The following is a 24,069-nucleotide window of genomic DNA, read 5'->3' on the forward strand; positions in this document are numbered from 1 at the left end:
CTAATAGCCCAGCGCTTCACCGGAAGCTGCCCGGCTGTCGATGGCGCCGTTGTAGCGGGCGCCGCCGCCCTTCTCGATCTCAGCCAGGCTCTTGCCGCCGACCAGAATGCCGGCCGCCTGGCCCCAGCTCTGGTCGCCGAGATCGAGGTGATAGCCCATGCCGGCCAACAGCCTCTCGGTGTCCGGCGAGAGCCCGAACGGCTCGACATAGACGGTGTCGGGCAACCACTGATGGTGGATGCGCGGCGCGTCGATCGCTTCCTGGATGTTCATGTCGTGGTCGATGACGTTGACGATCGCCTCCAGCGTGATGGTGATGATGCGCGAGCCGCCCGGGCTGCCGATAACCATGAACGGCTTGCCGTCCTTCGTGACCACGGTCGGGCTCATCGAGGATAAAGGCGTCTTCTTCGGCTGGATGGCGTTGGCCTCGCCCTGGACCAGCCCGTAGAGGTTCGGCACGCCGGGCTTCTGGGTGAAATCGTCCATCTCATTGTTGAGCAGGATGCCGGTGCCATCGGCGACCACGCCGGCGCCAAAGGAGCCGTTCAGCGTGTAAGTCACCGCCACCGCGTTGCCGTCATTGTCGATGATCGAATAGTGGGTGGTTTCCTTCGACTCACCGAAACCCTTCGGCATCAGATCCTTCGAGACGCCGGCGCGGAACGGGTCGATCTTGTCGCGGATGTCCTTGGCGTAGTCCTTGTCGAGCAGCTTCGAGACCGGATTGTCGACGAAATCAGGATCGCCGAGCGCCGAGTTGCGGTCGACATAGGCGTGGCGCATGGCCTCGACCATGACATGGACCGTCTCGGCCGAGCCGGCGCCGAGATAGGACAGCGGATAACCTTCGAGCACGTTGAGGATCTCGCAGATGATGACGCCGCCCGAGCTCGGCGGCGGCGAGGAGATGATCTCGTAGCCTCGATAGGAGCAGGTCACTGGCTTCAGCTCGCGCACTGCGTATTGTTCGAAATCGTCCTTTGCGAGGATGCCGCCCTTGGCGCCGCTTGCCTTGACGATGGCATCGGCAAGCGGCCCCTTGTAGAAGGCGTCGGGCCCCTTTTCCGAGATCGCTGAAAGCGAGGCGGCGAGATCCGGCTGGGTGAGCTGCTCGCCGATGCCGTAGGGCTTGCCGCCGGGCTTGAGGAAGATCGCGGCCGCCGCCGGATCCTTCGCCAGCCGGTCGGCGCTGCCGGCAAATGAAGCGGCGTCGCCCTGGTTGAGGACGAAGCCGTCCTTGGCATAGGCGATTGCCGGCGCCATCAGGTCCTGCCTCGAAACTGTGCCGTATTTCTCGCGCGCCAGCTCAAAGCCGGCCACGGAGCCCGGCACGCCGACCGCGAGATAACCGTCGAGGCTGGCGCCCTTGATCGGCTTGCCGTCCTTGTCGAGATACATGGTCTTGGTGGCGGCAAGCGGCGCCCGCTCGCGGAAGTCGATGAAGGTCGAGCGGCCGTCCTTGAGGCGGATGGTCATGAAGCCGCCGCCGCCGATATTGCCGGCGTTCGGGTAGACGACGGCCAGCGCATAGCCGACGGCGACCGCCGCATCGACGGCGTTGCCGCCCTTCTTCAGCACGTCGACGCCGACCTCGGTGGCAAGGTGCTGGGCGGTCACCACCATGCCATGCTCGCCCTTCGCCGGGGCGGGCGAAGCGGCGAAGATGGCGGTCGATTGTGCAAAGATAAAGGTGAGCGAAAGGCTGACGGCGATCAGCGTCCGGCGAGTGAGATGCATGGCGGGGCTCCTGGCGGGGGACGCCTAGGAAAGACCGTTGGGGTGGGTGAGTCCAGCCAATTGTGACGGTTGGCGATCCGTCACACCCCCCTCTGTCCTGCCGGACATCTCCCCGCAAGGGGGGGAGATTGGACGTCGCCGTCGCTTTCGCCAATCGACGATGTTGCAGGAACAGCGCCGTCGGCGGAACTGCTGATCTCCCCCCTTGCGGGGGAGATGTCCGGCAGGACGGAGGGGGGTGCTCAAGCGCCGCCCTCGCCCGTCGGATCGACGGAAGAAGTTGATTACACAATCCCGCCGCCGCCACCGGCTACCGCCGGCCGTTCCGCCGCGACCTTCGCCCGGTAGCCGGCCTCGCGATAGGCGGCGACCGGATCGATGGCGCCGCCGGTTCTCAACCGCGCCATGGCGAGGATCGGCTCGACATCGGTGCGGTAGGCGACCTTCAAGGTCTGCGTCGCCATCAGCGCGTCGTTCTCCTCCTGGAAGCCTTCCAGCGCCTTGCGGTCGACCAGCAGCGCCTGCGCGTAGGCGCGCTGCACCTCGACGGCCGACAGCATCAGGCTCTCGATCGGATCGGTGACGTTGTGGCTCTGGTCGAGCATATGCGCGGGATTGAATCCCTTCGCGCCCGAAAGCTCGGCATCGACCAGCTCGTTGAAGACGAGGAACAGCCGGTAGGGATCGATCGAACCGGCATCGAGGTCGTCGTCGCCATATTTGGAATCGTTGAAGTGGAAGCCGCCCAGCTTGCCGAACTGGATCAGCCGCGACACGATCATCTCGATGTTGACGTTGGGCGCGTGGTGGCCAAGGTCGACCAGGCAGAAGGCCTTGTCGCCGAGTTCCTTGGCGATGATGTAGTTGGTGCCCCAGTCCTGCACGACCGTCGAGTAGAAGGCCGGCTCGTACATCTTGTGCTCGGTGAACAGCCGCCAGTCGTCCGGCAGGCCGGCATAGATTTCGCGCATGGCGTCGAGATAACGCTCGAAGGCCTTTGCGAAATTGACCTGGCCGGGGAAGTTCGAGCCGTCGCCGATCCACACCGTCAGCGCCTTCGAGCCAAGCGTCTTGCCGATCTCGATGCATTCGAGATTGTGCTCGACCGCCTGGCGGCGCGTGCCGGCATCGGCATGCGACAGCGAGCCGAACTTGTAGGAGAGCTTCTGATCGCTGGCGTCGGAGAAGGTGTTGGAGTTCATCGCGTCGAAGCCGAGGCCGAAGCGGGAGGCCGCCTGCTTCAGCCTGTTCGGATCTGCCTTGTCCCACGGAATGTGCAGCGAGACGGTGGGCGTCGCCTGCGTCAGCTGGCTGATGACGGCGCAGTCCTCGATCTTGTCGAAGATGTCGCGCGGCTCGCCGGCGCCGGGGAAACGGGCGAAGCGCGTGCCGCCGGTGCCGACGCCCCAGGACGGGATCGCAACGCCGAATTTCTCCACCTTGTCGCGAATGACGTCGATGGCGATGCCGCGCCGGTCGAGGCGCTCGCCGAGCGAGGCATAGTCGCGCTCGAGATCGGCCTTGCGCGCGGCGTTGTGGCTAGAGACGAGGTCGGCTGAGATGATCTGTTCGGACATTGTATCCTCCCCAATATTCGTCGGCGCTGCCCCTCATCCGCCTGCCGGCACCTTCTCCCCGTATAGTGACGGGGAGAAGGGAAGCGCTCCAGCGCTGGCGTCCCCCTCTCCCCGTTCTTCACGGGGAGAGGGTAAGGGTGAGGGGCAGCGCCGCCGTCGATAGTTTACCGCGTAAAACTCTGCGCGTTGCCGGCGTCGACATTGACGATGTTGCCGGTCGATTTGGCCGACATGTCGGACGCGAAGAAGTATATCGCTTCCGCAATGTCTTCGGGAAACACCGAGCGCTTCAGCATCGAGCGCGAGCGGTAATGTTCTTCCAGGTCGTCGGTCGACATCTTGTAGGCGGCGGCGCGCTGCTCCTTCCACTCGCCGGTCCAGATCTTGGAGCCGCGCAGCACGGCGTCGGGATTGACGACGTTGACCCTGATCTGCGCCTCCGCGCCCTCCAGCGCCAGGCAGCGCGCGAGATGGATTTCCGCCGCCTTGGCGGTGCAATAGGCGGCGGCGTTGGGCGAAGCGGCGAGCCCGTTCTTCGACGCGACGAAGACGACGTTGCCGCCGATCTTCTGGGCACGGAACAGCCGGAAGGCCTCGCGCGAAACCAGGAAATAGCCGGTGGACAGGATGTCCATGTTCTTGTTCCACAACGCCAGCGTCGTCTCCTCGATCGGCGCCGAGGAGGCAAGACCGGCATTCGAGACCAGGATGTCGATGCCGCCGAATTCGACCGCTGTTTCGGCGAAGCCGGCAGTCACCTGATCCTCCGATGTCACATCGATCCGCACCGGCCGCACGAAATCTTTTCCGTAGGTCTTCGACAGCTCTTCGTGGGCGCCGGCGAGCGCCGCTTCGTCGATATCGGCGAGCACGACGCAGGCGCCTTCGCGCAGCAGCCGGTTGGCGGTGGCGCGGCCGATGCCGCCGGCGCCGCCTGTGACCAGCGCGATCTGGCCGGCCAGCGCCTTCGGCTTCGGCAGGCGCTGCAGCTTTGCTTCCTCGAGCAGCCAGTATTCGATGTCGAAAGCCTCCTGCGCGGGCAGGCCGACATAGGAGGAGACCGTCGAGGCACCACGCATGACATTGATGGCATTGACGTAGAACTCGCCGGAGATGCGGGCCGTCGCCTTGTCGCCGGCGAAGGTGAACATGCCGACGCCCGGCATCAGATAGACGACCGCGTTCGGATCGCGGATGGCGGGCGAGTCCGCATGCTTGCAGGCGTCGTAGTAAGCCTGGTAGCCGACACGATAGGCGGCAATGTCGTCGGCGAGGCGCGCGATGACGGCATCGACATCCGGGTTCTTCGGATCGAACTCGATCACCAGCGGCCGGATCTTGGTGCGCAGGAAATGATCGGGGCAGGACGTGCCCAGCGCCGCCAGCGGGCGCAGATCCTTCGAATTGACGAATTCGAGCACTGCCGGCTGATCGTCGAAATGGCCGAGCTTATGGCTCTTTTCCGAGATCAGGCCGCGAATCCGCGGCATCAGCTTCGCCGCGATGGCGCGGCGCGCCGGCGCGTCGAGCGACTTCACGACTTCGCCGCCGAAGATCGCGACCCCTTCGGATCGGCGCACGAACCAGTTGATCGCCTGGTTGATCACCGAGATCGTCGTCTCATAGCATTCCTTGGGCGTGTCGCCCCAGGTGAACAGGCCGTGGCTTTCGAGCACGACACCCTTGGCATCCGGATTTTCGAGGCAGAATTTCTCCAACCAAAGGCCTAGCTCGAAGCCCGGGCGCTTCCACGGCAGCCAGCCGATGGCATCGCCGAAGATTTCTTTCGTGATCGCCCTGGAATCCTTGGCGGCGGCAATGGCGATGATGGCGTCGGGATGCATGTGGTCGACGCAAGCCTTCGGCACAAAGGCGTGCAACGGCGTGTCGATCGAGGCCGCGCGCGGATTGAGGTTGAAGGTGCAATGGGGCAAGTAGCCCACCATCTCGTCCTCATGGGCGAGGCCGCGATAGAGACCTTTGAGCGCACGCAGCTTGTCCATGTAGAGCGTGGCGAAGCCGTCTTTTTTGATCGAGGCGCTGTCGCCGCCCGAGCCCTTGACCCACAGAACCTCGACATCCTTGCCGGTCAGCGGATCCTTCTGCCAGACCTTGGAGGAGGTGTTGCCGCCGCCATAGTTGGTGACGCGCTTGTCGGAGCCGAGCGTGTTCGAGCGATAGACCAGAAGCTCGGGGCCGCTCATCCCTTCGGCTTTTGCATCGTCCCACAGATTGGCGAGGCGCGAGCCGGAGCGCTTGTCGAGCATAGGTATCCTCCCTTGGGACGCAAAAAGGCGCAGTCCATTTTGACGGGAATGTCTACGCAACTGGCGCTCTTGTCAATCACAAACGATCAAGATCGATCATATTGCACTGCACAATGAAAATATGTGATCGGAAATGATTGACACTGCGCGTTTTCTGGTGCCTGATGGTCAGGCAGGGAGGAACCATGCACGAAAAAGAGCGCCACAGGATCATTCTGTCCGCCGTCCAGGAAAAGCCTGTGGTGACGGTGCAGGAAATGGTCGAGCTGACGGACTCGTCTGAGGCGACGATCCGGCGCGACATCGCGGCGCTCCATGTGCAAAAGCGGCTGCGCAGGGTGCGTGGCGGCGCCGAGGCGATCTCGCCGCCGCAGTTCATCGGCCTTGCCGGCCGGCCCTTCTCGGTCAACGAAACGCTGAACGCCGCGCAGAAGCGGGCGATCGCCAGGGAAGCGGTGAACCTCTGCCAGGATGGCGAGCCGATCATCATCAATGGCGGCACCACAACCTTCCAGATGGTGCATTACCTGACCGGCCGCCGCATGCCGATCTTCACCAATTCCTTCCCGATCGCCGAGCATCTGCTCAAGCATTCGAAGAACACGGTGATGCTGTCGGGCGGCACGATCTATCGGGAGCAGAACATCATCCTGTCGCCCTTCGACAATGACGTGACGCGCAATTTCTATGCGCGCCGCATGTTCATGGGCGCGCAAGGCCTGGGGCCGCTCGGGCTGATGGAAGGCGATCCGCTCTTGATCCAGGCCGAGCAGAAGCTGATCGACCAGGCAGACGAGCTGGTGGTGCTGGTCGATTCCTCGAAGTTCCGCATGCGCTCGAGCCTGATCCTGTGCGGGCTGTCGCGCATCGCGACCGTGATCACCGACGACGGCATCGAGGACCGCGAAGCCAAGATGCTGGAGACGGCCGGCGTGGCGCTGGTCGTCGCCCGCAGACAGTCAAGCGACAAGGAAGAATCTTCACTGCAGGCCTGAGGAAAACTCGCGCCGCAGCGGCGATGGAATGCAACGCTCAAGGGAGGATATTCGATGAGCTTCTTGAAGAAACTGCTGGTAACGGCGGCCTTTTCCGCCGCCATGTTCGTGAATGCCGCCTATGCCGAGAACGTCAAGATCGCGCTGGTGGTGAAGTCGCTCGGCAACGGCTTCTTCGACGCCGCCAACAAGGGCGCCGAGGAAGCGGCCAAGGAACTGGGCGATGTCGACGTGATCTATACCGGCCCGACCAAGGCAACGGCAGAAGCGCAGATCGAGGTGATCAACTCGCTGATCGCGCAGAAGGTCAACGCGATCGCCGTTTCGGCCAATGACGCCGACGCGCTGGTGCCGGTGCTGAAGAAGGCAATGGATCGCGGCATCACCGTGATCTCCTGGGACTCCGGCGTCGCCAAGGAAGGCCGCCAGCTTCACCTCAACCCGTCCGACACCAACCTGATCGGCGAGACCATCATCAAGCTCGCCGCCGACTACCTGCCGGAAGGCGGCGACGTTGCGATCCTGTCGGCATCCTCGACCGCGACCAACCAGAACGCCTGGATCGAAGCGGCCAAGAAGGTGCTGCCGGAGAAGTTCCCGAAGATCAAGCTGGTCGCCACCGTCTATGGCGATGACGACTCGGCCAAGAGCACCGACGAAGCCAAGGGCCTCTTGAAGTCCTATCCGAACCTCAAGGCGATCATCGCGCCGACCACAGTGGGTGTTGTCGCGGCTGCCCAGGTGGTGACCGACGAGAACCTGATCGGCAAGGTCAATGTGACCGGCCTGGCGCTGCCGTCGGAGTTCAAGAAGTTCATCGACAACGGCGCCAGCCAGGCGGTCGCGCTGTGGAACCCGATCGACCTCGGCTACTCGGCGATCTACCTCGCCCACGACCTGGCGGTGAAGAAGGAAGAGGCAAAGCCCGGCGCCACGCTGTCGATCGGCCGCGTCGGCAAGGTGACGCTCGACGACACCAACTCGGCTGCGATGGCTCCGCCCTTCCAGTTCGACAAGACCAACATCGAGAAGTTCTCCAAGATCTATTGATCCCAGGTGACTTCAAGCTCGTGCGGCGGGACAATTGTCCCGCCGCAACGTCAAACGGACCTTCTCTCAGGGCCTGATACGGATATGGACACGACAGCCCAGCGCAAAGCGGAGACGCAACAGCCCGAGCCTTCAGGCCCGGCCCCAAGCGCCAGCCCGCGCCTGACGCTCTCCGGCATCTCCAAGAGTTTTCCGGGCGTGCGCGCGCTGCACAATGTCAGCCTGTCGCTCTATCCGGGCCAGGTGACGGCGCTGATCGGCGAGAACGGCGCCGGCAAGTCGACGCTGGTCAAGATCATGACCGGCATCTACCAGCCCGACACCGGCGAAATCAGCATCGATGGCCAGGTGACGACGCTGCCCAGCGCGCATGCCGCCTTCGGTCATGGCATCACCGCCATCCATCAGGAGACGGTGCTGTTCGACGATCTTTCCGTCGCAGAAAACATATTCCTCGGCCATGCGCCGCGCACCCGCTTCGGCACCATCGACTGGCGCACCATGCGCAAGAATGCGCGCGAGGTGTTGGAGACGATGCGCGCCGGCCATATCGACGCCGACGCGCGGCTGAAGGACCTCGGCATCGCCAACAAGCACCTTGTAGCCGTCGCCCGCGCGATGTCGATCGACGCGCGCATCGTCATCATGGACGAACCGACGGCGGCGCTGTCGATGAAGGAGATCGAGGAGCTTTTCCTGCTGATCGAATTCCTGAAGAGCGAAGGCAAGGCGGTGCTGTTCATCAGCCACAAGTTCGACGAGATCTACCGCATCGCCGACCGCTACACCGTCTTCCGCGACGGCGAGATGGTGGGCGAAGGCCTGCTGAAAGACACCGGCCAGAACGAGATCGTGCGCATGATGGTCGGCCGCAACGTTGACCACATCTTTCCGCATCGCGAGCCGAAGATCGGCGCACCGGTGCTGTCGGTCTCCGGTCTGTCTCATCCGACCGAGTTCGACGACATCGGCTTCGAGCTGCGCAAGGGCGAGATCCTCGGTTTCTACGGCCTGGTCGGCGCCGGGCGCAGCGAGGTAATGCAGGCCATCGCCGGCATCACCCGCACCAACAGAGGCGACATCTCCCTGGACGGCAACACGATCGCGCCGAAATCGGCGGCGGATTCGATCGAGGCCGGCATCGTCTACGTGCCGGAAGAGCGCGGCAAGCAGGGTGTGGTGATCGGCCTGCCGATCTTCCAGAATGTTTCGCTGCCTTCGCTTACGCGCACCTCCAAATCCGGCGTGCTCAGGCTCGCGGAAGAATTCTCGCTCGCCCGCTCCTACACCGAGCGGCTCGACCTGCGCGCCTCATCGCTCAGCCAGGATGTCGGCACGCTTTCCGGCGGCAACCAGCAGAAGGTGGTCATCGCCAAGTGGCTGGCGACGACGCCGAAGGTGATCATCCTCGACGAGCCGACCAAGGGCATCGACATCGGCTCCAAAGCGGCCGTGCACGGCTTCATGGCCGAGCTGGTCGCGCAAGGTTTGTCGGTGATCATGGTCTCGTCCGAACTGCCGGAGATCCTCGGCATGTCGGACCGGGTCGTCGTCATGCGCGAAGGCCGCATCGCGGCCACCTACGACAATAAGGGACTCGACGCCGAGACGCTGGTCAGGACCGCAGCGGGGATCGCGGCATGAAGAACTTCCTCAAATACCGCGAAATCTGGCTGCTCGCCGGCGTCGTCGTGCTGATCGGGCTGATTTCGACGCGGTTTCCCGGCTTTGCCGATCCGGCCAATCTGCGCCAGGTATTCAACGACACCTCGATCCTGATGATCCTGGCGCTGGGACAGATGGTGGTGATCCTGACCCGATCGATCGACCTCTCGATGGCGTCCAACCTCTGCTTCACCGGCATGGTCGTCGCGATGCTCAACGCCGCCCATCCGGCAATCCCGATCCCGGTGCTTATCGTCATCGCACTGCTCGTCGGGCTCGTGCTCGGGGCGATCAATGGCTTCCTGGTGTGGCGGCTTAACATCCCGTCGATCGTGGTGACGCTCGGAACGCTCACCATCTATCGGGGTGCCACCTTCGTCGTTTCCGGCGGCGCCTGGGTCAATGCCGACCAGATGAGCCCGGATTTCATCAATTTCCAGCGTGCGGCCTTCCTCGGCCTGCCGGTGCTGTCCTGGATCGCTATGATAGTGATCGCGCTGTTCTTCCTGGTGATGACGCGCACGGCGATCGGCCGCTCGATCCATGCCATCGGCGTCAACCCGACCGCATCGGTCTATGCCGGCATCGATGTAGGCCGCACCAAGTTCATCGTCTTCTGCATTTCCGGCATGATCGGCGGGCTCGCCGGCTATCTCTGGATCTCGCGTTATGTGATCGCCTCGGTCGAGGTCGCCAACGGCTATGAGCTCAACATCATCGCCGCCTGCGTCATCGGCGGCATCTCGATCGCCGGCGGCATCGGCTCGGTCGGCGGCGCGGTGCTCGGCGCGCTGTTCCTCGGCATCATCTCCAACGCGCTGCCGGTCATCAACATCTCGCCCTTCTGGCAGATGGCGATCTCGGGCAGCGCCATCATCCTGGCCGTGGTGCTCAACGCGCGCGGCGAGCGCCGGCAGGGCCGCATCATCCTCAGAAAGGCGGAAGCGGCATGACCGACACCCCTGCCCCGCGCCATATCCCCGACCGGCTCGACAAGCCGCTCTCCTCGGCGGTTTTCTCCTGGGAGGCGCTGCTCGTCGTCATCGCGGTCATCATCTTCGCGGTCAACAGCTTCGCCTCGCCCTATTTCCTCGATCCGTGGTCGCTGTCGGACCTGACCTTCAACTTCACCGAAAAGGGCCTGATCGCGCTCGCCATGGCGCTGCTGATCATCTCCGGCGAGATCGACCTCTCGGTCGCCGCGATCGTGGCGCTCGCCTCGACGATGATGGGCATGGCGGTGCAGGCCGGCGCCGGCACGCCGGTGCTCGTGGGGATCGGCATCGTGGTCGGGCTCGGCTGCGGCGCCTTCAACGGGTTGCTGGTCACACGGCTCGGCCTGCCTTCCATCGTCGTCACCATCGGCACGATGAGCCTGTTCCGCGGCATCGCCTTCATCATCCTCGGCGACCAGGCCTATAAGGGCTATCCGGAGAGCTTCGCCTTCTTCGGCCAGGGCTATGTCTGGTGGGTTTTCTCGTTCGAGCTGGCGCTGTTCCTGGTCGCGGCGCTCGTCTACTGGTTCGTGCTCCACCGCACGAGCTTCGGCCGCAAGGTCTTTGCCATCGGCAACAACCCGGTCGCCTGCCAGTTTTCCGGCGTGCGCGTCGGCCGCATCAAGTTCATCCTGTTCTGCCTGACCGGACTGATGTCGGGCATCGCCTCGGTGCTGATCACCTCGCGGCTCGGCTCGACGCGGCCGTCGATCGCGCAAGGCTATGAGCTGGAGGCGATCACCATGGTGGTGCTTGGGGGTGTGTCGATCCTCGGCGGCGCCGGCAGCATTCTGGGCGTCGTGCTGGCCGCCTTCATCATGGGGCTGGTGACGTTCGGCCTCGGCCTGCTCAACGTTCCGGGCATCGTCATGTCGATCTTCATCGGCTTGCTGCTGATCATCGTGATCGCCCTGCCCATCGTGTGGCGGCGGCTGCGCGAAGGACGCTTCGCCTGATGGAGAAATACGCCTTCAAGATGAAGCTCAACCCCGGCATGAAGGCCGAATACAAGCGCCGCCATGACGAGATCTGGCCTGAGCTGGTTACTCTGTTGAAGCAGGCCGGCGTTTCCGATTATTCGATCCATCTCGACGAGGAGAGCAGCATCCTGTTCGGGGTGCTGTGGCGGCGTGACGATCACGGCATGGCCGACCTGCCGAAACACCCGGTGATGCAGCGCTGGTGGGCGCATATGGCCGACCTCATGGAGACCAAGCCCGACAACGAGCCGGTGGCGGTGCCGCTGGAAACAATGTTCCATATGGCATGATTGTCGCCGTCATCGACATCGGCAAGACCAACGCCAAGGTGGCGCTGGTCGACCTCGATCGCATGGCCGAGGTGGCGCTACGCCGCACGGCCAATGCCGTCGCCACGGATGGCCCTTACCCGCACCATGATGTCGAGGGACTGTGGGCCTTCATCCTCGACAGCCTCGCCGATCTCAACCGCGAACGGCGGATCGACGCGATCTCGATCACCACCCACGGCGCGACGGGCGCGCTGGTCGATCACTCAGGCGAACTGGCGCTGCCGGTGCTCGATTACGAATTCGACGGCCCCGGCCAGCTTGCCGCTGACTATGAAGCGGTCCGTCCGCCCTTTGCCGAGACCGGCACGCCGCGCCTGCCGGCCGGCCTCAACATCGGCGCGCAGCTTTTCTGGCAGCAGCGGCGCTTTCCCGGTGAATTCGCCGGAGCGACGGCAATTCTTATGTATCCGCAGTATTGGGCGCTACGGCTCACGGGCGCCGCCGCCAACGAGGTGACATCGCTCGGCTGCCACACCGATCTCTGGAATCCCTGGCGGGCCGATTACTCATCGCTGGTCGACCGGATGGGCTGGCGCCGGCTGATGGTGCCGGTGCGGCCGGCGAAAGACCGGCTCGGGCCGATCCTGCCCGCACTCGCAGCGCAAACCGGGCTCGACCCGCAAACGCCGGTGTTTTGCGGGTTGCACGATTCCAACGCCTCGCTGCTGCCGCATCTGTTGTCCGACGCACCGCGCTTCTCAGTCGTTTCGACCGGCACATGGGTGGTGTCGATGGCGGTCGGCGGCAAGAAGGTCGAGCTCGACCCGGCGCGCGACACGCTGGTCAACGTCAACGCGCTCGGCGATCCCGTGCCATCGGCGCGCTTCATGGGCGGGCGCGAGTTCTCGCTGCTGACCGATGGTCAGCCAGTGGATTGGAACGAGGGCGATGTCGCGGCCGTGCTGGCGCAAAAAGCCTCGCTGTTGCCTTCCACCCAGCAGGGTTCGGGACCGTTCCCGCATCGCGCCGCGCAATGGCGCAATGCTGAGGCGTTGAGCCCCGGCCAGCGCTTCGTCGCCATCTCGTTCTATCTGGCGCTGATGACCGCGACCTGTCTCGAGCTGATCGGCGGCGACGGGCCGACGACCGTCGAAGGGCCCTTCGCGCAGAACCGGCTGTTCATCCGCATGCTGGCGGCAGTGACCGGGCGGGCTGTCATCGCGTCGGAGACCTTAACAGGGACGAGCATCGGCGCGGCACTGCTGGCGTCGCGCGGCGCTACCGTGATGAGCAAGGGGGAACGGACTGAACCGCCGGCTGAGCGCATGTGGATCGACTATGCGCGAGCTTGGCAACAAGCCGTCAGGACGTAGTCCACTACCTGACAGGTAGGCGCCGCCCCTCATTGCCCTGCCGGGCATTTCTCCCCGTATAGTGACGGGGAGAAAAACGCTGTCGCCGAGGATTTCGCCAATTGTCAGCGTTGCAGAATGTTGCCGGCGTTGCGGCCAGTTCCCTTCTCCCCGTTGTACGGGGAGAAGGTGCCGGCAGGCGGATGAGGGGCGGCGCCGACATTGGCAACTAAAGACCCCTCAGCGTGCCGTCCCGTACAGCAATCCTTTGGGATCGATCTCCGGCTTGCGGCCGGCGACGAGGTCGGCCAGGAATTTGCCGGAGCCGCAAGCCATGGTCCAGCCGAGATGGCCGTGGCCGGTGTCGAGATAGAGGTTGCGGTATTTCGCCTGGCCGAAGATAGGCACCGAGTTCGGCATCATCGGCCTCAGGCCCGCCCACAGCAGCGCCTTCTTCTCGTCGAAAGCCCCCGGGAACAGGTCCTTGCCGGTGTTCAGGATCGAGTTGAAATCGCGCGGCTTAAAACTGCGGTCGAAGCCGGTGAATTCCGCCGTGGAGGACATCCGCAGCCGATTGCCCAGCCTGGAATAGCCGATCAGCCGGTCCTCGTCGGCCCCGCCCATGGTCGGCCCCTTGCTCTCGTCCTCCAACGGGACGGTCACGGTGTAGCCTTTCACCGGATAGACCGGCAGGTCGATGCCGTAGCGGCGGCCGAGCAGGCCGCTTTCCGGCCCCATGGAGATGACGACGGCGTCGCCGGTGACCGGACCGGCGGAGGTCATCACGGCGCGCACGTGATCGCCCTCGATATCGAGGCCTTGCACGGTGGTGCCGAACAGGAATTTGACCCCGAGCTTGTCGGCCGTATAGGCGGCAAGCTTGTCGACGAACTGCTTGGAATCGCCTGTCTGGTCGATCGGCGAGTAGATGCCGCCGGCGATCTTGTCCTTGACGCCCGCGAGCCCCGGCTCCAACTCGGCCAGACGGTCGCGGCCGACGATCTCGATCGGCAGGCCGTGTTCGCCGAGATAGCGGTAGTTGTCGGTGCCGGTGTCGAGGCTTTTCTGCGAGCGGAAGAAGTAGAGGATGCCTTTCTTGCGCTCGTCGTAACGGATGCCGGTCGTTTCCGACAGCGCATTGATGCAGTCGCGCGAATAGAGTGCGAGCCGGAGCTTGACGTTGGTGTTAGCGCGCAGCCGCTTCACCGTGCATTCGCGCAGGAAGCGCAGGCTCCAGGCATAGAAATAAGGATCGAGGCGAAGTCGGACCTTGATGCCGAGATCATGGTTCCAGAGTCCGCGCAGGAAAGTCTTCAGCGCCGCCGGCGAGGCCCAGGCGGTGGCGTCGCCAGGCGAGACAAGGCCGGCGTTGGACTGGCTGGTGCCGCGCGCCGCCGCTTCATGACGCTCGATCACCGTCACCTCATGGCCGTCGCTGGCCAGATAGTACGCCGCCGCCGTGCCAACCACGCCGGCTCCGAGCACCACAACCTTCATGCCGCCCCCTTGAGGATCGAACCGAACGGCACGCCTCCACGCGCCGTTTCGGAACCCTCAATAGCGCGTATCAACACCCCGGACGAGCCCTTGGCCCAACAGCTTGCTGTATCAGCTCCGCGCCGAGTTCTTGCCGGTCAGGATGCGCTCCCAGGCCAGCGCATCCTTGACGATCTGATCGAGATCGTCGCGCTGCGGCGTCCAGCCGAATTCCTTGCGGGCAAGGTCGGAATTGGCGACCACGGCGGCGGCGTCGCCCGGGCGGCGCTCGCCCATGCGGACGTCGAAATCATGGCCGAAGGCGCGGCGCACGCTGTCGATCACTTCCAGCACCGAATAGCCGTGGCTGTAGCCGCAATTGGCGACGAGGCTCTCGCCGCCGTCGCGCAGCCGCTGCAGCGCCAGCCGGTGCGCCGCCGCGAGATCGCTGACATGGATATAATCGCGGATGCAGGTGCCGTCAGGCGTCGGATAGTCGTTGCCGAAGACCTGCATGAACGGCCGCTTGCCGAGCGCGGTCTCGCAGGCGACCTTGATCAGATGCGTGGCGCCGGGCGTCGACTGGCCGGTGCGGCCCCTGGGATCGGCGCCGGCGACGTTGAAATAGCGCAGCGCCGTGTAGCGGATGTCATGCGCCATCGCCGCATCGCGCAGCATCCATTCGCTCATCAGCTTGGAGAGGCCGTAAGGCGATTCCGGCGCCAGTCGCGCGTCCTCGCGCACCGGCTCCAGACCGGCGCCGCCATAGACCGCCGCGGTGGAGGAGAAGATGAAATGCGGCACGCCCTCGCGCACCGCGGTTTCGATCAGCGTGCGCGTCTTGCAGGTGTTGTTCTCATAGTAGCCAAGCGGATCGGCGACCGATTCCGGCACCACGATCGAGCCGGCGAAGTGGATGATGGCGTCGACCTTGTTATCCCGGATGATCCGGCCGACCAGCTCGCGATCGGCGACGTCGCCGACGACGAGCTTCGCCTCGGGCGCCACCGCCCACTCGAAGCCGGTGGAAAGCCTGTCGAGCACGACGACGCCTTCGCCGGCGTCGAGAAGCTCCCAGACCATATGGCTGCCGATATAACCGGCGCCGCCCGTCACCAAAACCGTCATCATCTACCTCGCTGATCAAGATTTATCGGAAACTGCCTCAACAGCCACCGTGCTGGAAACCCCGCCGCAAGCCCGTTAAGCGCATGTCGTTCCCCCAGAGGCGCTGTGCACTTTTGGGCGATATGCATACGCCTCCCTATAATGTTAAGTCCGTAACAGTTCCTCCCGTCTGAGGCATCGTACTGAAACAAAACTGCATCAAACAGTCGGGAATAGGCCACGATCCGACATCGTTAGGAACAGGCCCGGGGCGTGGCATTTTGACCGGTGGGGCGCGGTGGACGTGGCATGGGCCAGTGACTATGATCCGCCGCAAAATTTGGGAAGCCGACATGAATTACCAGCGGTTCTTCGAAGACGCGATCGACCAGCTCCATGCCGAGCGACGCTACCGCGTTTTCGCCGACCTCGAGCGCATCGTGGGCAAGTTTCCGCGCGCCATCTGGCGCGCCAACGGCCGCGCCCAGGAAATCACCGTCTGGTGCTCCAACGACTATCTCGGCATGGGCCAGAACGGCGACGTCATCGCCGCCTTCCAGAACGCGGCCGGCAAGATGGGCTCGGGTGCCGGCGGCACCCGCAACATCTCCGGCACCTCCAATCCGCTGGTCGAGCTCGAGCATGAGCTCGCCGACCTGCACGACAAGGAAGCAGCCCTTGTCTTCACCTCCGGCTTCGTCTCCAACGAGGCCTCGATCTCGACCATCGCCAGGCTTTTGCCCAACTGCCTGATCATCTCGGACGAATTGAACCACGCCTCGATGATCGAGGGCGTGCGGCGCTCGGGGGCCGAGAAGAAGATCTTCCGCCACAACGACGTCGCGCATCTGGAAAGCTTGCTGCAGGCCGCGGGCCGCGAGCGCGCCAAGCTGATCGTCTTCGAAAGCGTCTATTCGATGGATGGCGACATCGCCCCGATCAAGCAGATCGTCGAGTTCGCCGAGCGCTACAACGCCATGACCTATATCGACGAGGTGCATGCTGTGGGCATGTATGGTGCGCGCGGCGGCGGCATCACCGAGCGCGAGGGCCTGGCCGACCGCATCGACATCATCGAAGGCACGCTGGCCAAGGCCTTCGGCACGCTCGGCGGCTATATCACCGGCACCAGCGCTGTGATCGACGCGGTGCGCTCCTATGCGCCGGGCTTCATCTTCACCACCGCGCTGCCGCCGGCGATCGCGGCGGCCGCCACCACCTCGATCCGGCATCTGAAGCGCTCGCAGGCCGAGCGCGACGCGCAGCAGCGCCAGGCGGCGCGCACCAAGCAAGTTCTGGCCGCGGCCGGGCTGCCGGTGATGGAATCGGCCACCCATATCGTGCCGGTGCTGGTCGGCGATCCCGAGCTCTGCAAGATGGCCAGCGACCGCCTGCTCGGCGTCCACGGCATCTACATCCAGCCGATCAACTATCCGACGGTGCCGCGCGGCACCGAGCGGCTGCGCATCACGCCGACGCCGTTCCATTCGGACGCGCTGATCGCCGAACTGCAGGACGCGCTGGTCGAGACCTGGGACGCGCTCGGCATCCCCTATGCCGCCTCCGGCCGGCCTGCCGTCGCCAAGAGCGACCGGATTATCCCGCTGCTGGTGCCGAAGTCGGGCGGCTGAAGCCGCCTGACTCACACCGTCTTCATCCATTTCGCCAGGCGATGCGCCCCTTCCTCGAGCTGATCGAGGCGGCGGTGGAAGCATAGCCTGAGGAAGGCCTCGCCGCCGGGGCCGAAGGCGGTGCCGGGCGCCAGGCCGACATTGGCATCGTCGACGATGTCGAAGGCGGCGGTGCGGGAATCGGTGATGCCGTCGACGGTGAAGAACAGGTAGAGCGCGCCCTGCGGCACGGTGAAGCGCGCCTTGCCGGTGGCACCCAGGATATCGCACACGAGGTCGCGCGCGGCGCGTGCCCGCTCGACTTGGCTGTCGATGAAGCCATCGCCCTCGTCGAGGGCGGCAACCGCGCCGCGCTGCATGAACTGCGCGACGCCCGAGGTCGAATACTGGATCAGGTTCTCGAACACCTGCTGCAGGGCCGGATGGGTCTTGATCCAGCCGACGCGCCAGCCGGTCATCGCCCAGTTCTTGGAGAAGCTGTTGACGAACAGGATGCGGTCTTCGGCCGTGGCGACGTCGAGGAAGGACGGCGCGCGGCCATGGCCGTAGTGGAACAGCGAATAGATCTCGTCGGCGATGATCCAGAGATTGCGGGCACGGGCCAGATCGAGGATCGCTTGAAGAGTCTCCTTGTCGGCGGTCCAGCCGGTCGGGTTCGACGGCGTGTTGACGAACAGCGCCTTTGTCCGCGGCGTGATGGCGGAGGCGATCTTGTCGACGTCGCAGGACCAGCCATTGCCGGACTGGTCGAGCGTGACCGCAACCGGGACGGCGCCGGCAACACCGGCGGCGGCAGCGAAATTCGGCCAGGCCGGCGACAGATAGATCACCTCGTCGCCGCTGCCTGCGATCGCGTCGATGGCCAGTTGGATGGCATGCATGCCGGAAGCGGTGACGATGAACTCTTCCTCGGCGAGGCGCTTGCCGAAATGCCTGGCGTAATAGCGTGCGAGCGCCTGCCTGAGCTCGGGAATACCCTTCTGCCAGGTGTAGAAGGTCTCGCCGTTGGCGAGCCCGCGGGCGGCGGCATCGCTGATGAAGGAAGGCGTCGGCAGGTCGCCCTCGCCGGCCCAGAGCGGGATCAGGCCGTCGCGCAAACGGCCGTGGTTGACGACGGCGACAATGCCGCTTTCGGGTGCGGCGCGGGCTTCCGCACGCAAGGTCTGGATCAGGGTCATGCAGGAATCCGTCCGGTTTTCCATGACTGCTAACGTCTTTTACGACAGCCGCAAACAGAAACCCCGGCCGTGAGCGGCCGGGGTTTTGGTCCAGCGCGTCCGGCTTGAGATTACTTCTTGGCGAGCAGGTCGCGGATTTCGGTCAGAAGCTGGACATCCGCCGGCGGCGCGGCAGCGGCAGCGGGCTTCTCGCGCTCCAGCCGCTTGCGCAGATTGTTCACGGCCTTGACCATCAGGAAGATGATGAAGGCAAGGATCAGGAAGTTCAGCACCACGGTGATGAAGCTGCCATAGGCGAAAACGGCGCCCTCTTTCTTGGCGTCAGCCAACGCGGCCGAATGGACGTTCGAGGACAGCCCGAAGAAATAATTGTTGAAGTCCAGCCCGCCGAAGATCGCCCCGACGATCGGCATAATGATGTCGTTGACCAGCGAATCGACGATCTTGCCGAAGGCCGCGCCGATGATGACGCCGACGGCCAAGTCCATCACGTTTCCCCTGGAGATGAATTCCTGGAATTCTTTCAGCATTCGACCCTCCTTGCCATGACAGGCCGTGCCGCCGCCCCGGCTCGCCGGCGCCGGCCCAAATCCACCATAACAAAAACCCCCGGTTGCAAAACCGGAAAAAGGGCGAAGCCACCGGTTTGTGCTTACGCTGCGCCGTCAGGCACATGCGCCGAAAGCCGCGATGGACTTGGGCCCCAAGCTGTGGTTGCGTCTAGAGCGGCTTAGCGTTTAATGGAAACGCCGAGCCCTCTAAGTATTTGTTTCCTACGCAATTCCGAACGGAAACCTTTCCTGGAATTGCTGGGGGCGGACCGGATGGGAGACCGGTCAGGGAGGAAGTGCGAGCCGTGCAAGGCTGGTTCGTCGTCATCATCGCGATCGCCTACGTCACGCTGCTTTTCGCCATCGCCAGCGTCGGCGACCGGCGCTCGGCGGCCGCCGGGCCCGGCCGGGCGCGGCCTTTCATCTACGCGCTCAGCCTCGCCATCTACTGCACGTCCTGGACCTTCTTCGGCTCGGTAGGCCTTTCCTCCGAGCGCAGTCTTGAATTCCTCGGCATCTATACCGGCCCGGTGCTGGTCTTCGTGTTCGGCTTCCCGCTGCTCAACCGCATCGTGCGACTGGCCAAGAGCGAAAAGATCACCTCGATCGCCGACTTTCTCGGCGCCCGCTACGGCAAGAGTTTCGTGGTCGCGGCGATCGCCACACTGATCGCGACGATCGGCGCGGTGCCCTATATCGCGCTGCAGCTGAAGGCGATTTCGGGCTCGGTCAGCTTGATGATCGAGCACTATACCGGATCGCCGCCTTCGTTCGATCCGTTCGTCAGCGACATTTCACTGGTGGTCGCGATGCTGCTTGCGCTGTTTGCAGTGCTGTTCGGCACCCGCCACGCCGACGCCACCGAGCACCAGGACGGGCTGGTGCTGGCGGTGGCGGTGGAAACCGTGGTCAAGCTTGCCGCTTTCCTCGCCATCGGGCTGATGGTGACCTTCCTGATCTTCGGCGGCCCCGGCGACATGTTCGCGACGCTCGCGGCAAATGCCGAGGTGCGCCAGGCCATGGGCTACAACACCTCCTTGGCCACCTGGCTGGTGCTGACGAGCTTGAGCGGCTTTGCCATCCTGATGCTGCCGCGCCAGTTCTACGTCACCATCGTCGAGAACCGCAGCGAGGCCGAGCTGCGCACCGCGACCTGGGTGTTTCCGCTCTATCTCGTGGCGATCAACCTGTTCGTCCTGCCGATCGCCTTTGCTGGCCTGTTGCTGGTCGGCACCAGGACCAGCAGCGACCTCTACGTGCTGTCGCTGCCGCTGTTCAGCGGCCACGATGTGCTCGCCATGGCCGCCTTCATCGGCGGCCTGTCGGCGGCGACCGCCATGGTCATCGTCGAAAGCGTCGCGCTGTCGATCATGATCTCCAACGATCTGGTCATCCCGCTGTTCGTGCGCCGCCTGCTCAAGACCCCCTCTTCGGACAATGAGGACTGGTCGACGCTGATCCTCAACGTGCGCCGCGCCTCGATCTTCATCATGCTGTTCATCGCCTTCCTCTACTATCGCGAGAGCACCAACAGCGCGCGACTGTCCTCGATCGGGTTGATGTCGTTTGCCGCGATCGCGCAATTCGCGCCGGCGCTGATCGGCGGGCTGATCTGGCGCGGCGCCAATGGCCGGGGTGCGGCGCTCGGCATGGTCGCCGGCATTCTGGTGTGGGGCTATACGCTGCTGCTCCCCTCGCTCGTGGCTCCAGAGACCGATATCGTCGTCCACGGCCTGTTCGGCTTCGAGGCGCTCAGACCCCAGGCACTGTTCGGCACCGTCGGCGAGCCGCTGAACCACGGCGTGCTGTGGAGCCTGTCGATCAACGCGCTGTTCTTCGTGCTGGGATCGCTGTCCCGCGCGTCCGTGCCATTGGAGCGCATCCAGGCGGCGATCTTCGTGCCGCGCGAAGCCAGCCCGATGCCGAGCCTGCGCCGCTTCCGCACCGCCGTCACCGTCAATGATCTCAAGGACACGATCTCCCGCTATCTCGGCGTCGAGCGCACCGAGCGTTCCTTCCAATCCTTCGAGAAGAACGCGAGCGTCTCCCTGCATGGCAAGGAACAGGCCAGCATGGACGTCATCCGCTTCTCGGAACAACTGCTGGCGAGCGCCGTCGGCTCGTCCTCGGCGCGGCTGATCCTATCGCTGCTCTTCCGCCGCAACGACCGCGACTCCAAGGATGCCTTCCGGCTGCTCGACGACGCCACCGAGGCGCTGCAGCACAATCGCGACCTGTTGCAGATCGCGCTCGACCAGATGGAGCAGGGCATTACCGTCTTCGACCGCGACTTCCGGCTGATCTGCTGGAACCGACAGTACCGGGCGCTGTTCGACCTGCCGGACGAGATGGGCCAAGTCGGCGTCTCGCTCGACCAGATTCTGCGCCACCTCGCCGAGCGCGGCGACATCCCCGCCGACCAGCGGGTGACGATGCTCAATCGGCTGACCAGCTTCGTCAGCCCCTGGCAGATGGAGCTCAAGACCAGCGGACGGATCCTGGAGCTGCGCTCCAACCCGATGCCGGACGGCGGCATCGTCGCCACCTATGCCGACATTTCCGGCCGCGTCGAGCAGGACCTGGCGCTGAAGCGGGCGAACGAATCGCTGGAGCAGCGGGTCAGGACCCGCACCATCGAACTGACCCGCGTCAACGAGGAGCTGGCGCAGGCGCAGATGCTGGCCGAGGAAGCCAACCTCAGCAAGACGCGCTTCCTCGCCGCCGCCGGCCACGACATCCTGCAGCCGCTGAACGCCGCCAGGCTCTACTGCTCCTCGCTGATCGAGAAGGCCGGCAAGGGGCCAGCCGGCAAGGCCGCGGTCAACATCGAGTCCTCGCTGGAATCGGTCGAGACCATCCTCGGCGCGGTGCTCGACATCTCGCGGCTCGACGCCGGAGCGTTGAAGCCCGACGACACCGCCTTCAGCCTCGGCGGACTGCTCAGCCAGATCGGCAACGATTTTCGCCCGCTTGCCGCCGAAAAGAGGCTCGGTCTGAAAATCATGCCGTCGTCGCTCGGGGTCATGACGGACCGTAACCTTCTGCGGCGGCTGGTCCAGAACCTCGTCTCCAACGCCATCAAATACACGCGCGAGGGCCGCATCCTGGTCGGCGTCAGAAGGCGCGGCGAGCTGGCGGAGATCCAGGTGATCGATACCGGCATCGGTATTGCAGGCGACAAGCTCAACACCGTCTTCCACGAATTCACCCGGCTGGACGAAGGCGCGCGCGAGGCCGAAGGCCTCGGTCTCGGCCTTTCCATCGTCGACCGCATCGCAAGGGTGCTCAGGCTCGAAATCCGTATCTTCTCCAATCCGGCCAAGGGCACGCGCTTTTCCGTCATCCTGCCGGTCGCGGCGGTCGCGACGCCGCCGCGTGAGGTCGGCAAAATGCCAGCGCGCGCGGCATCCTCGCTTGCCGGGCTCAATGTGCTCTGCATCGACAATGACGCTCGCATCCTCGACGGCATGCGGCTGCTGCTCGAAGGCTGGGGCTGCAGCGTCGAAACGGCTTCGGGAGCGGGAGACCTTATGCGGCCCGGCGCGGCAAGGCCGGATGTCGTGCTTGCCGACTACCATCTCGACGGCAGCACCGGGCTCGACGCGATTCACAGGCTGCGCGCCGCTTTCGGCCAGGACCTGCCTTGTGTGTTGGTCACCGCCGACCGTTCCAGCGAGGTGCGCACCGCTGCAGGCAAGCTCGATATTCCGGTGGTCAACAAGCCGCTGAAGCCGGCCGTGCTGCGCTCGATGATGGCGCGCGTCAGGGCGCTGGCACCGGCGGCGGAATAGATCCAGGCCGGCCACGCCCTCTGCCTCCGCCCTGATGCCCGAGGCTTCTGAGATAGGCGCAGAACATGTCGGCGAGCGCGTCGGAATAGGTTTCGATCTCGGCAGACGTGCGCGGACTCGCCGAAAAATCCTGCCCCACTGTGCTGAGCGTCGTCAGGATGAGCTCGCCAGCCATAGCGCGAGCGGCTTGCGAGGCCTCTGGCAACGCCTCGAGCATGAATGCCTCGGCCGTGCGCTCCGCCGAAGCCTTTGCCTCCCGTGCCTCGGGCGCGTCCCTGTAGAGGGGTGCTGCGTCGTTCAGCGCGACACGCACCGCGGCCTCCTCGCATTCGGAGCGGATGAAGGCGTGGACCAGGGTGCGTATCCGTTCGAGCGGCGGTTTCTCGACGTCCTCGAGGATGCCGCACAAAAGGTCGGTCGTCTGCCGCCATTCATCGCTCTGCAGCCGGAACAGCAGCGCCGCCTTGTTGGGGAAATACTGGTAGAGCGAGCCGACGCTGACGCCGGCCTTCTCGGCCACGCGCGTGGTGGTGAAACGCTGCGCGCCTTCGCTTGCCAAAACCTGAGCAGCTGCCTGCAGAATCGCCGCGACGAGCTCTGTTGCGCGGGCTTGTTTGGGCTGTTTTCGGGTGGAAATTGAAGGGCTTGGGCGTTGGATCATGGCGGCGCTCGGGAATGCGAATTGGAAACCTGAAGGATTATTCGTATTTTTCGAGACGACACAAGAACGCATTTGTTCCCGACTGGAGACAGCCATGACCACCCTTACCGAAACCCCGCTCGCGCCCCTGCTCACCCGCCTGTTCAAGGAAGCCGCAGCGGCGACCAGCCCGGCTATCGCCCGGTACTCGAGCGAGGAACGGGCGCGCCTGCTCGGCAGCAAGACCGAGTACCTCGATTTCTACGGCAGCCTGAAGGACCTCTGGCTCGCGGTTTCGCCGGAGACCGGCACGCTGCTCTACATGCTGGCGCGCAGCACCGGCGCGCGCATCATCGTCGAGTTCGGCACCTCGTTCGGCATCTCGACGCTCTACCTTGCCGCGGCGCTGAGGGACAATGGCGGCGGCCGCCTGATCTCTACGGAGTTCGAGCCATCCAAGGTGGTGCGCGCCAAGGCCAATCTGACAGAAGGCGGCCTTCTCGACCTGGTCGAGATCCGCGAAGGCGACGCGCTGGAGACGCTGAGCAAAGACCTGCCCGACCGAATAGACCTTCTGCTGCTCGACGGCGCCAAGGCGCTCTATCCGGAAATCCTCAGCCTGGTCGAGAGCCGGCTCAGGCCCGGCGCGCTGGTCATCGCCGACAATGCCGACTTCTCTCCGGAATATCTGAAGCGGGTGCGCTCGCCGGCAGGCGGCTACATGTCGACGCCGTTCGGCGACGACGTGGAACTGTCGATGCGGCTCGGCTGAGCAAGCCCGCCAGGAGCGGAACAAACAGAT

General features: G+C 64.4%; 18 protein-coding genes. 10 read left to right on the top strand and 8 right to left on the bottom strand.

Annotation, left to right across the window (positions count from 1 at the left end; translation table 11 throughout):
- From ggt to ABID26_RS13020, 3 genes are all read right to left on the bottom strand, one after another.
- Entirely contained in the window at positions 1-1,740 is a 1,740-nt protein-coding gene (gene ggt / locus ABID26_RS13010; protein ID WP_354415709.1) for a gamma-glutamyltransferase, read from the bottom strand.
- 284 nt (positions 1,741-2,024) lie between these two features.
- A complete protein-coding gene (gene rhaI / locus ABID26_RS13015; RefSeq protein ID WP_354415712.1) occupies positions 2,025-3,317 on the bottom strand; it encodes an L-rhamnose catabolism isomerase in 1,293 nt (430 codons plus the stop codon).
- A gap of 164 nt (positions 3,318-3,481) precedes the next feature.
- Positions 3,482-5,584, bottom strand: a complete 2,103-nt coding sequence (locus ABID26_RS13020) for a bifunctional rhamnulose-1-phosphate aldolase/short-chain dehydrogenase (RefSeq protein WP_354415715.1) — start codon at positions 5,582-5,584, stop codon at positions 3,482-3,484.
- Positions 5,585-5,769: 185 nt separating this feature from the next.
- On the opposite strand from ABID26_RS13020, the gene ABID26_RS13025 reads away from it, so the two are divergent.
- From ABID26_RS13025 to ABID26_RS13055, 7 genes are all read left to right on the top strand, one after another.
- The gene (locus ABID26_RS13025; RefSeq protein WP_292304365.1) at positions 5,770-6,579 is read left to right on the top strand and encodes a DeoR/GlpR family DNA-binding transcription regulator; all 810 of its coding nucleotides are present in this window, start codon (positions 5,770-5,772) and stop codon (positions 6,577-6,579) included.
- A 54-nt stretch (positions 6,580-6,633) separates the two neighbouring features.
- Entirely contained in the window at positions 6,634-7,629 is a 996-nt protein-coding gene (gene rhaS / locus ABID26_RS13030) for a rhamnose ABC transporter substrate-binding protein (RefSeq protein ID WP_124996133.1), read from the top strand.
- 84 nt (positions 7,630-7,713) lie between these two features.
- On the top strand, positions 7,714-9,273 hold the full coding sequence (locus ABID26_RS13035; RefSeq protein WP_354415720.1) for a sugar ABC transporter ATP-binding protein: 1,560 nt from the start codon (positions 7,714-7,716) through the stop codon (positions 9,271-9,273).
- Positions 9,270-10,247, top strand: coding sequence for an ABC transporter permease (locus ABID26_RS13040; protein ID WP_354415723.1), 978 nt, complete (start codon positions 9,270-9,272; stop codon positions 10,245-10,247). The genes ABID26_RS13035 and ABID26_RS13040 overlap by 4 nt, the downstream gene beginning before the upstream one ends.
- Positions 10,244-11,245: an ABC transporter permease gene (locus ABID26_RS13045; protein ID WP_126096236.1), complete on the top strand. Its 1,002-nt coding sequence runs from the start codon at positions 10,244-10,246 to the stop codon at positions 11,243-11,245. Before ABID26_RS13040 ends, ABID26_RS13045 begins: the two co-directional genes overlap by 4 nt.
- Positions 11,245-11,559 (top strand): L-rhamnose mutarotase, encoded by a 315-nt coding sequence (rhaM, locus tag ABID26_RS13050; protein WP_354415726.1) that lies wholly within the window; start codon positions 11,245-11,247, stop codon positions 11,557-11,559. Before ABID26_RS13045 ends, rhaM begins: the two co-directional genes overlap by 1 nt.
- Complete coding sequence (locus tag ABID26_RS13055) at positions 11,556-12,914, top strand: FGGY-family carbohydrate kinase (protein WP_354415729.1); 1,359 nt, start codon at positions 11,556-11,558, stop codon at positions 12,912-12,914. Before rhaM ends, ABID26_RS13055 begins: the two co-directional genes overlap by 4 nt.
- A 219-nt stretch (positions 12,915-13,133) precedes the next feature.
- Here ABID26_RS13055 and ABID26_RS13060 read toward each other — a convergent pair whose 3' ends face one another.
- Positions 13,134-14,390 (bottom strand): D-amino acid dehydrogenase, encoded by a 1,257-nt coding sequence (locus tag ABID26_RS13060; protein ID WP_354415732.1) that lies wholly within the window; start codon positions 14,388-14,390, stop codon positions 13,134-13,136.
- A 111-nt stretch (positions 14,391-14,501) separates the two neighbouring features.
- Entirely contained in the window at positions 14,502-15,497 is a 996-nt protein-coding gene (gene galE / locus ABID26_RS13065) for a UDP-glucose 4-epimerase GalE (protein WP_354415733.1), read from the bottom strand.
- Between the two features lie 332 nt (positions 15,498-15,829).
- Here galE and hemA point away from each other — a divergent pair, with 332 nt between their 5' ends.
- Positions 15,830-17,107 (top strand): 5-aminolevulinate synthase, encoded by a 1,278-nt coding sequence (gene hemA / locus ABID26_RS13070; protein ID WP_354415736.1) that lies wholly within the window; start codon positions 15,830-15,832, stop codon positions 17,105-17,107.
- An 11-nt stretch (positions 17,108-17,118) separates the two neighbouring features.
- On the opposite strand, the gene ABID26_RS13075 is transcribed toward hemA, so the two are convergent.
- Both ABID26_RS13075 and mscL read right to left on the bottom strand, forming a co-directional pair.
- Complete coding sequence (locus ABID26_RS13075) at positions 17,119-18,285, bottom strand: pyridoxal phosphate-dependent aminotransferase (protein ID WP_354415739.1); 1,167 nt, start codon at positions 18,283-18,285, stop codon at positions 17,119-17,121.
- 110 nt (positions 18,286-18,395) lie between these two features.
- Entirely contained in the window at positions 18,396-18,815 is a 420-nt protein-coding gene (mscL, locus tag ABID26_RS13080; RefSeq protein WP_126096241.1) for a large conductance mechanosensitive channel protein MscL, read from the bottom strand.
- Between the two features lie 326 nt (positions 18,816-19,141).
- On the opposite strand from mscL, the gene ABID26_RS13085 reads away from it, so the two are divergent.
- Positions 19,142-22,627: a PAS domain-containing hybrid sensor histidine kinase/response regulator gene (locus ABID26_RS13085; protein ID WP_354415742.1), complete on the top strand. Its 3,486-nt coding sequence runs from the start codon at positions 19,142-19,144 to the stop codon at positions 22,625-22,627.
- Here the strand turns inward: ABID26_RS13085 and ABID26_RS13090 are convergent.
- Positions 22,599-23,288, bottom strand: a complete 690-nt coding sequence (locus tag ABID26_RS13090; protein WP_354415744.1) for a TetR family transcriptional regulator — start codon at positions 23,286-23,288, stop codon at positions 22,599-22,601. The two genes, ABID26_RS13085 and ABID26_RS13090, sit on opposite strands and share 29 nt — an antisense overlap.
- A gap of 94 nt (positions 23,289-23,382) precedes the next feature.
- Between ABID26_RS13090 and ABID26_RS13095 the strand changes: the two genes are divergently transcribed.
- Positions 23,383-24,039 carry an O-methyltransferase gene (locus ABID26_RS13095; protein ID WP_354415747.1) on the top strand — a complete coding sequence of 219 codons (657 nt, stop codon included), beginning with the start codon at positions 23,383-23,385 and terminating at the stop codon, positions 24,037-24,039.
- The last annotated feature ends 30 nt before the right edge of the window (positions 24,040-24,069 follow it).

The sequence above is a fragment of the Mesorhizobium shonense genome (assembly GCF_040545255.1).
In the GTDB taxonomy this organism is placed as follows: domain Bacteria; phylum Pseudomonadota; class Alphaproteobacteria; order Rhizobiales; family Rhizobiaceae; genus Mesorhizobium; species Mesorhizobium shonense.

Excerpts from the sequence above, each read along its gene's own strand:
- ggt (WP_354415709.1), bottom strand. The coding sequence starts at position 1,740 with ATGCATCTCACTCGCCGGACGCTGATCGCCGTCAGCCTTTCGCTCACC.
- rhaS (WP_124996133.1), top strand. The coding sequence starts at position 6,634 with ATGAGCTTCTTGAAGAAACTGCTGGTAACGGCGGCCTTTTCCGCCGCC.
- ABID26_RS13020 (WP_354415715.1), bottom strand. The coding sequence starts at position 5,584 with ATGCTCGACAAGCGCTCCGGCTCGCGCCTCGCCAATCTGTGGGACGAT.
- ABID26_RS13040 (WP_354415723.1), top strand. The coding sequence starts at position 9,270 with ATGAAGAACTTCCTCAAATACCGCGAAATCTGGCTGCTCGCCGGCGTC.
- ABID26_RS13045 (WP_126096236.1), top strand. The coding sequence starts at position 10,244 with ATGACCGACACCCCTGCCCCGCGCCATATCCCCGACCGGCTCGACAAG.
- mscL (WP_126096241.1), bottom strand. The coding sequence starts at position 18,815 with ATGCTGAAAGAATTCCAGGAATTCATCTCCAGGGGAAACGTGATGGAC.
- ABID26_RS13035 (WP_354415720.1), top strand. The coding sequence starts at position 7,714 with ATGGACACGACAGCCCAGCGCAAAGCGGAGACGCAACAGCCCGAGCCT.
- rhaM (WP_354415726.1), top strand. The coding sequence starts at position 11,245 with ATGGAGAAATACGCCTTCAAGATGAAGCTCAACCCCGGCATGAAGGCC.
- ABID26_RS13095 (WP_354415747.1), top strand. The coding sequence starts at position 23,383 with ATGACCACCCTTACCGAAACCCCGCTCGCGCCCCTGCTCACCCGCCTG.
- galE (WP_354415733.1), bottom strand. The coding sequence starts at position 15,497 with ATGACGGTTTTGGTGACGGGCGGCGCCGGTTATATCGGCAGCCATATG.
- ABID26_RS13025 (WP_292304365.1), top strand. The coding sequence starts at position 5,770 with ATGCACGAAAAAGAGCGCCACAGGATCATTCTGTCCGCCGTCCAGGAA.
- ABID26_RS13060 (WP_354415732.1), bottom strand. The coding sequence starts at position 14,390 with ATGAAGGTTGTGGTGCTCGGAGCCGGCGTGGTTGGCACGGCGGCGGCG.
- ABID26_RS13090 (WP_354415744.1), bottom strand. The coding sequence starts at position 23,288 with ATGATCCAACGCCCAAGCCCTTCAATTTCCACCCGAAAACAGCCCAAA.
- ABID26_RS13055 (WP_354415729.1), top strand. The coding sequence starts at position 11,556 with ATGATTGTCGCCGTCATCGACATCGGCAAGACCAACGCCAAGGTGGCG.
- ABID26_RS13075 (WP_354415739.1), bottom strand. The coding sequence starts at position 18,285 with ATGACCCTGATCCAGACCTTGCGTGCGGAAGCCCGCGCCGCACCCGAA.
- hemA (WP_354415736.1), top strand. The coding sequence starts at position 15,830 with ATGAATTACCAGCGGTTCTTCGAAGACGCGATCGACCAGCTCCATGCC.
- rhaI (WP_354415712.1), bottom strand. The coding sequence starts at position 3,317 with ATGTCCGAACAGATCATCTCAGCCGACCTCGTCTCTAGCCACAACGCC.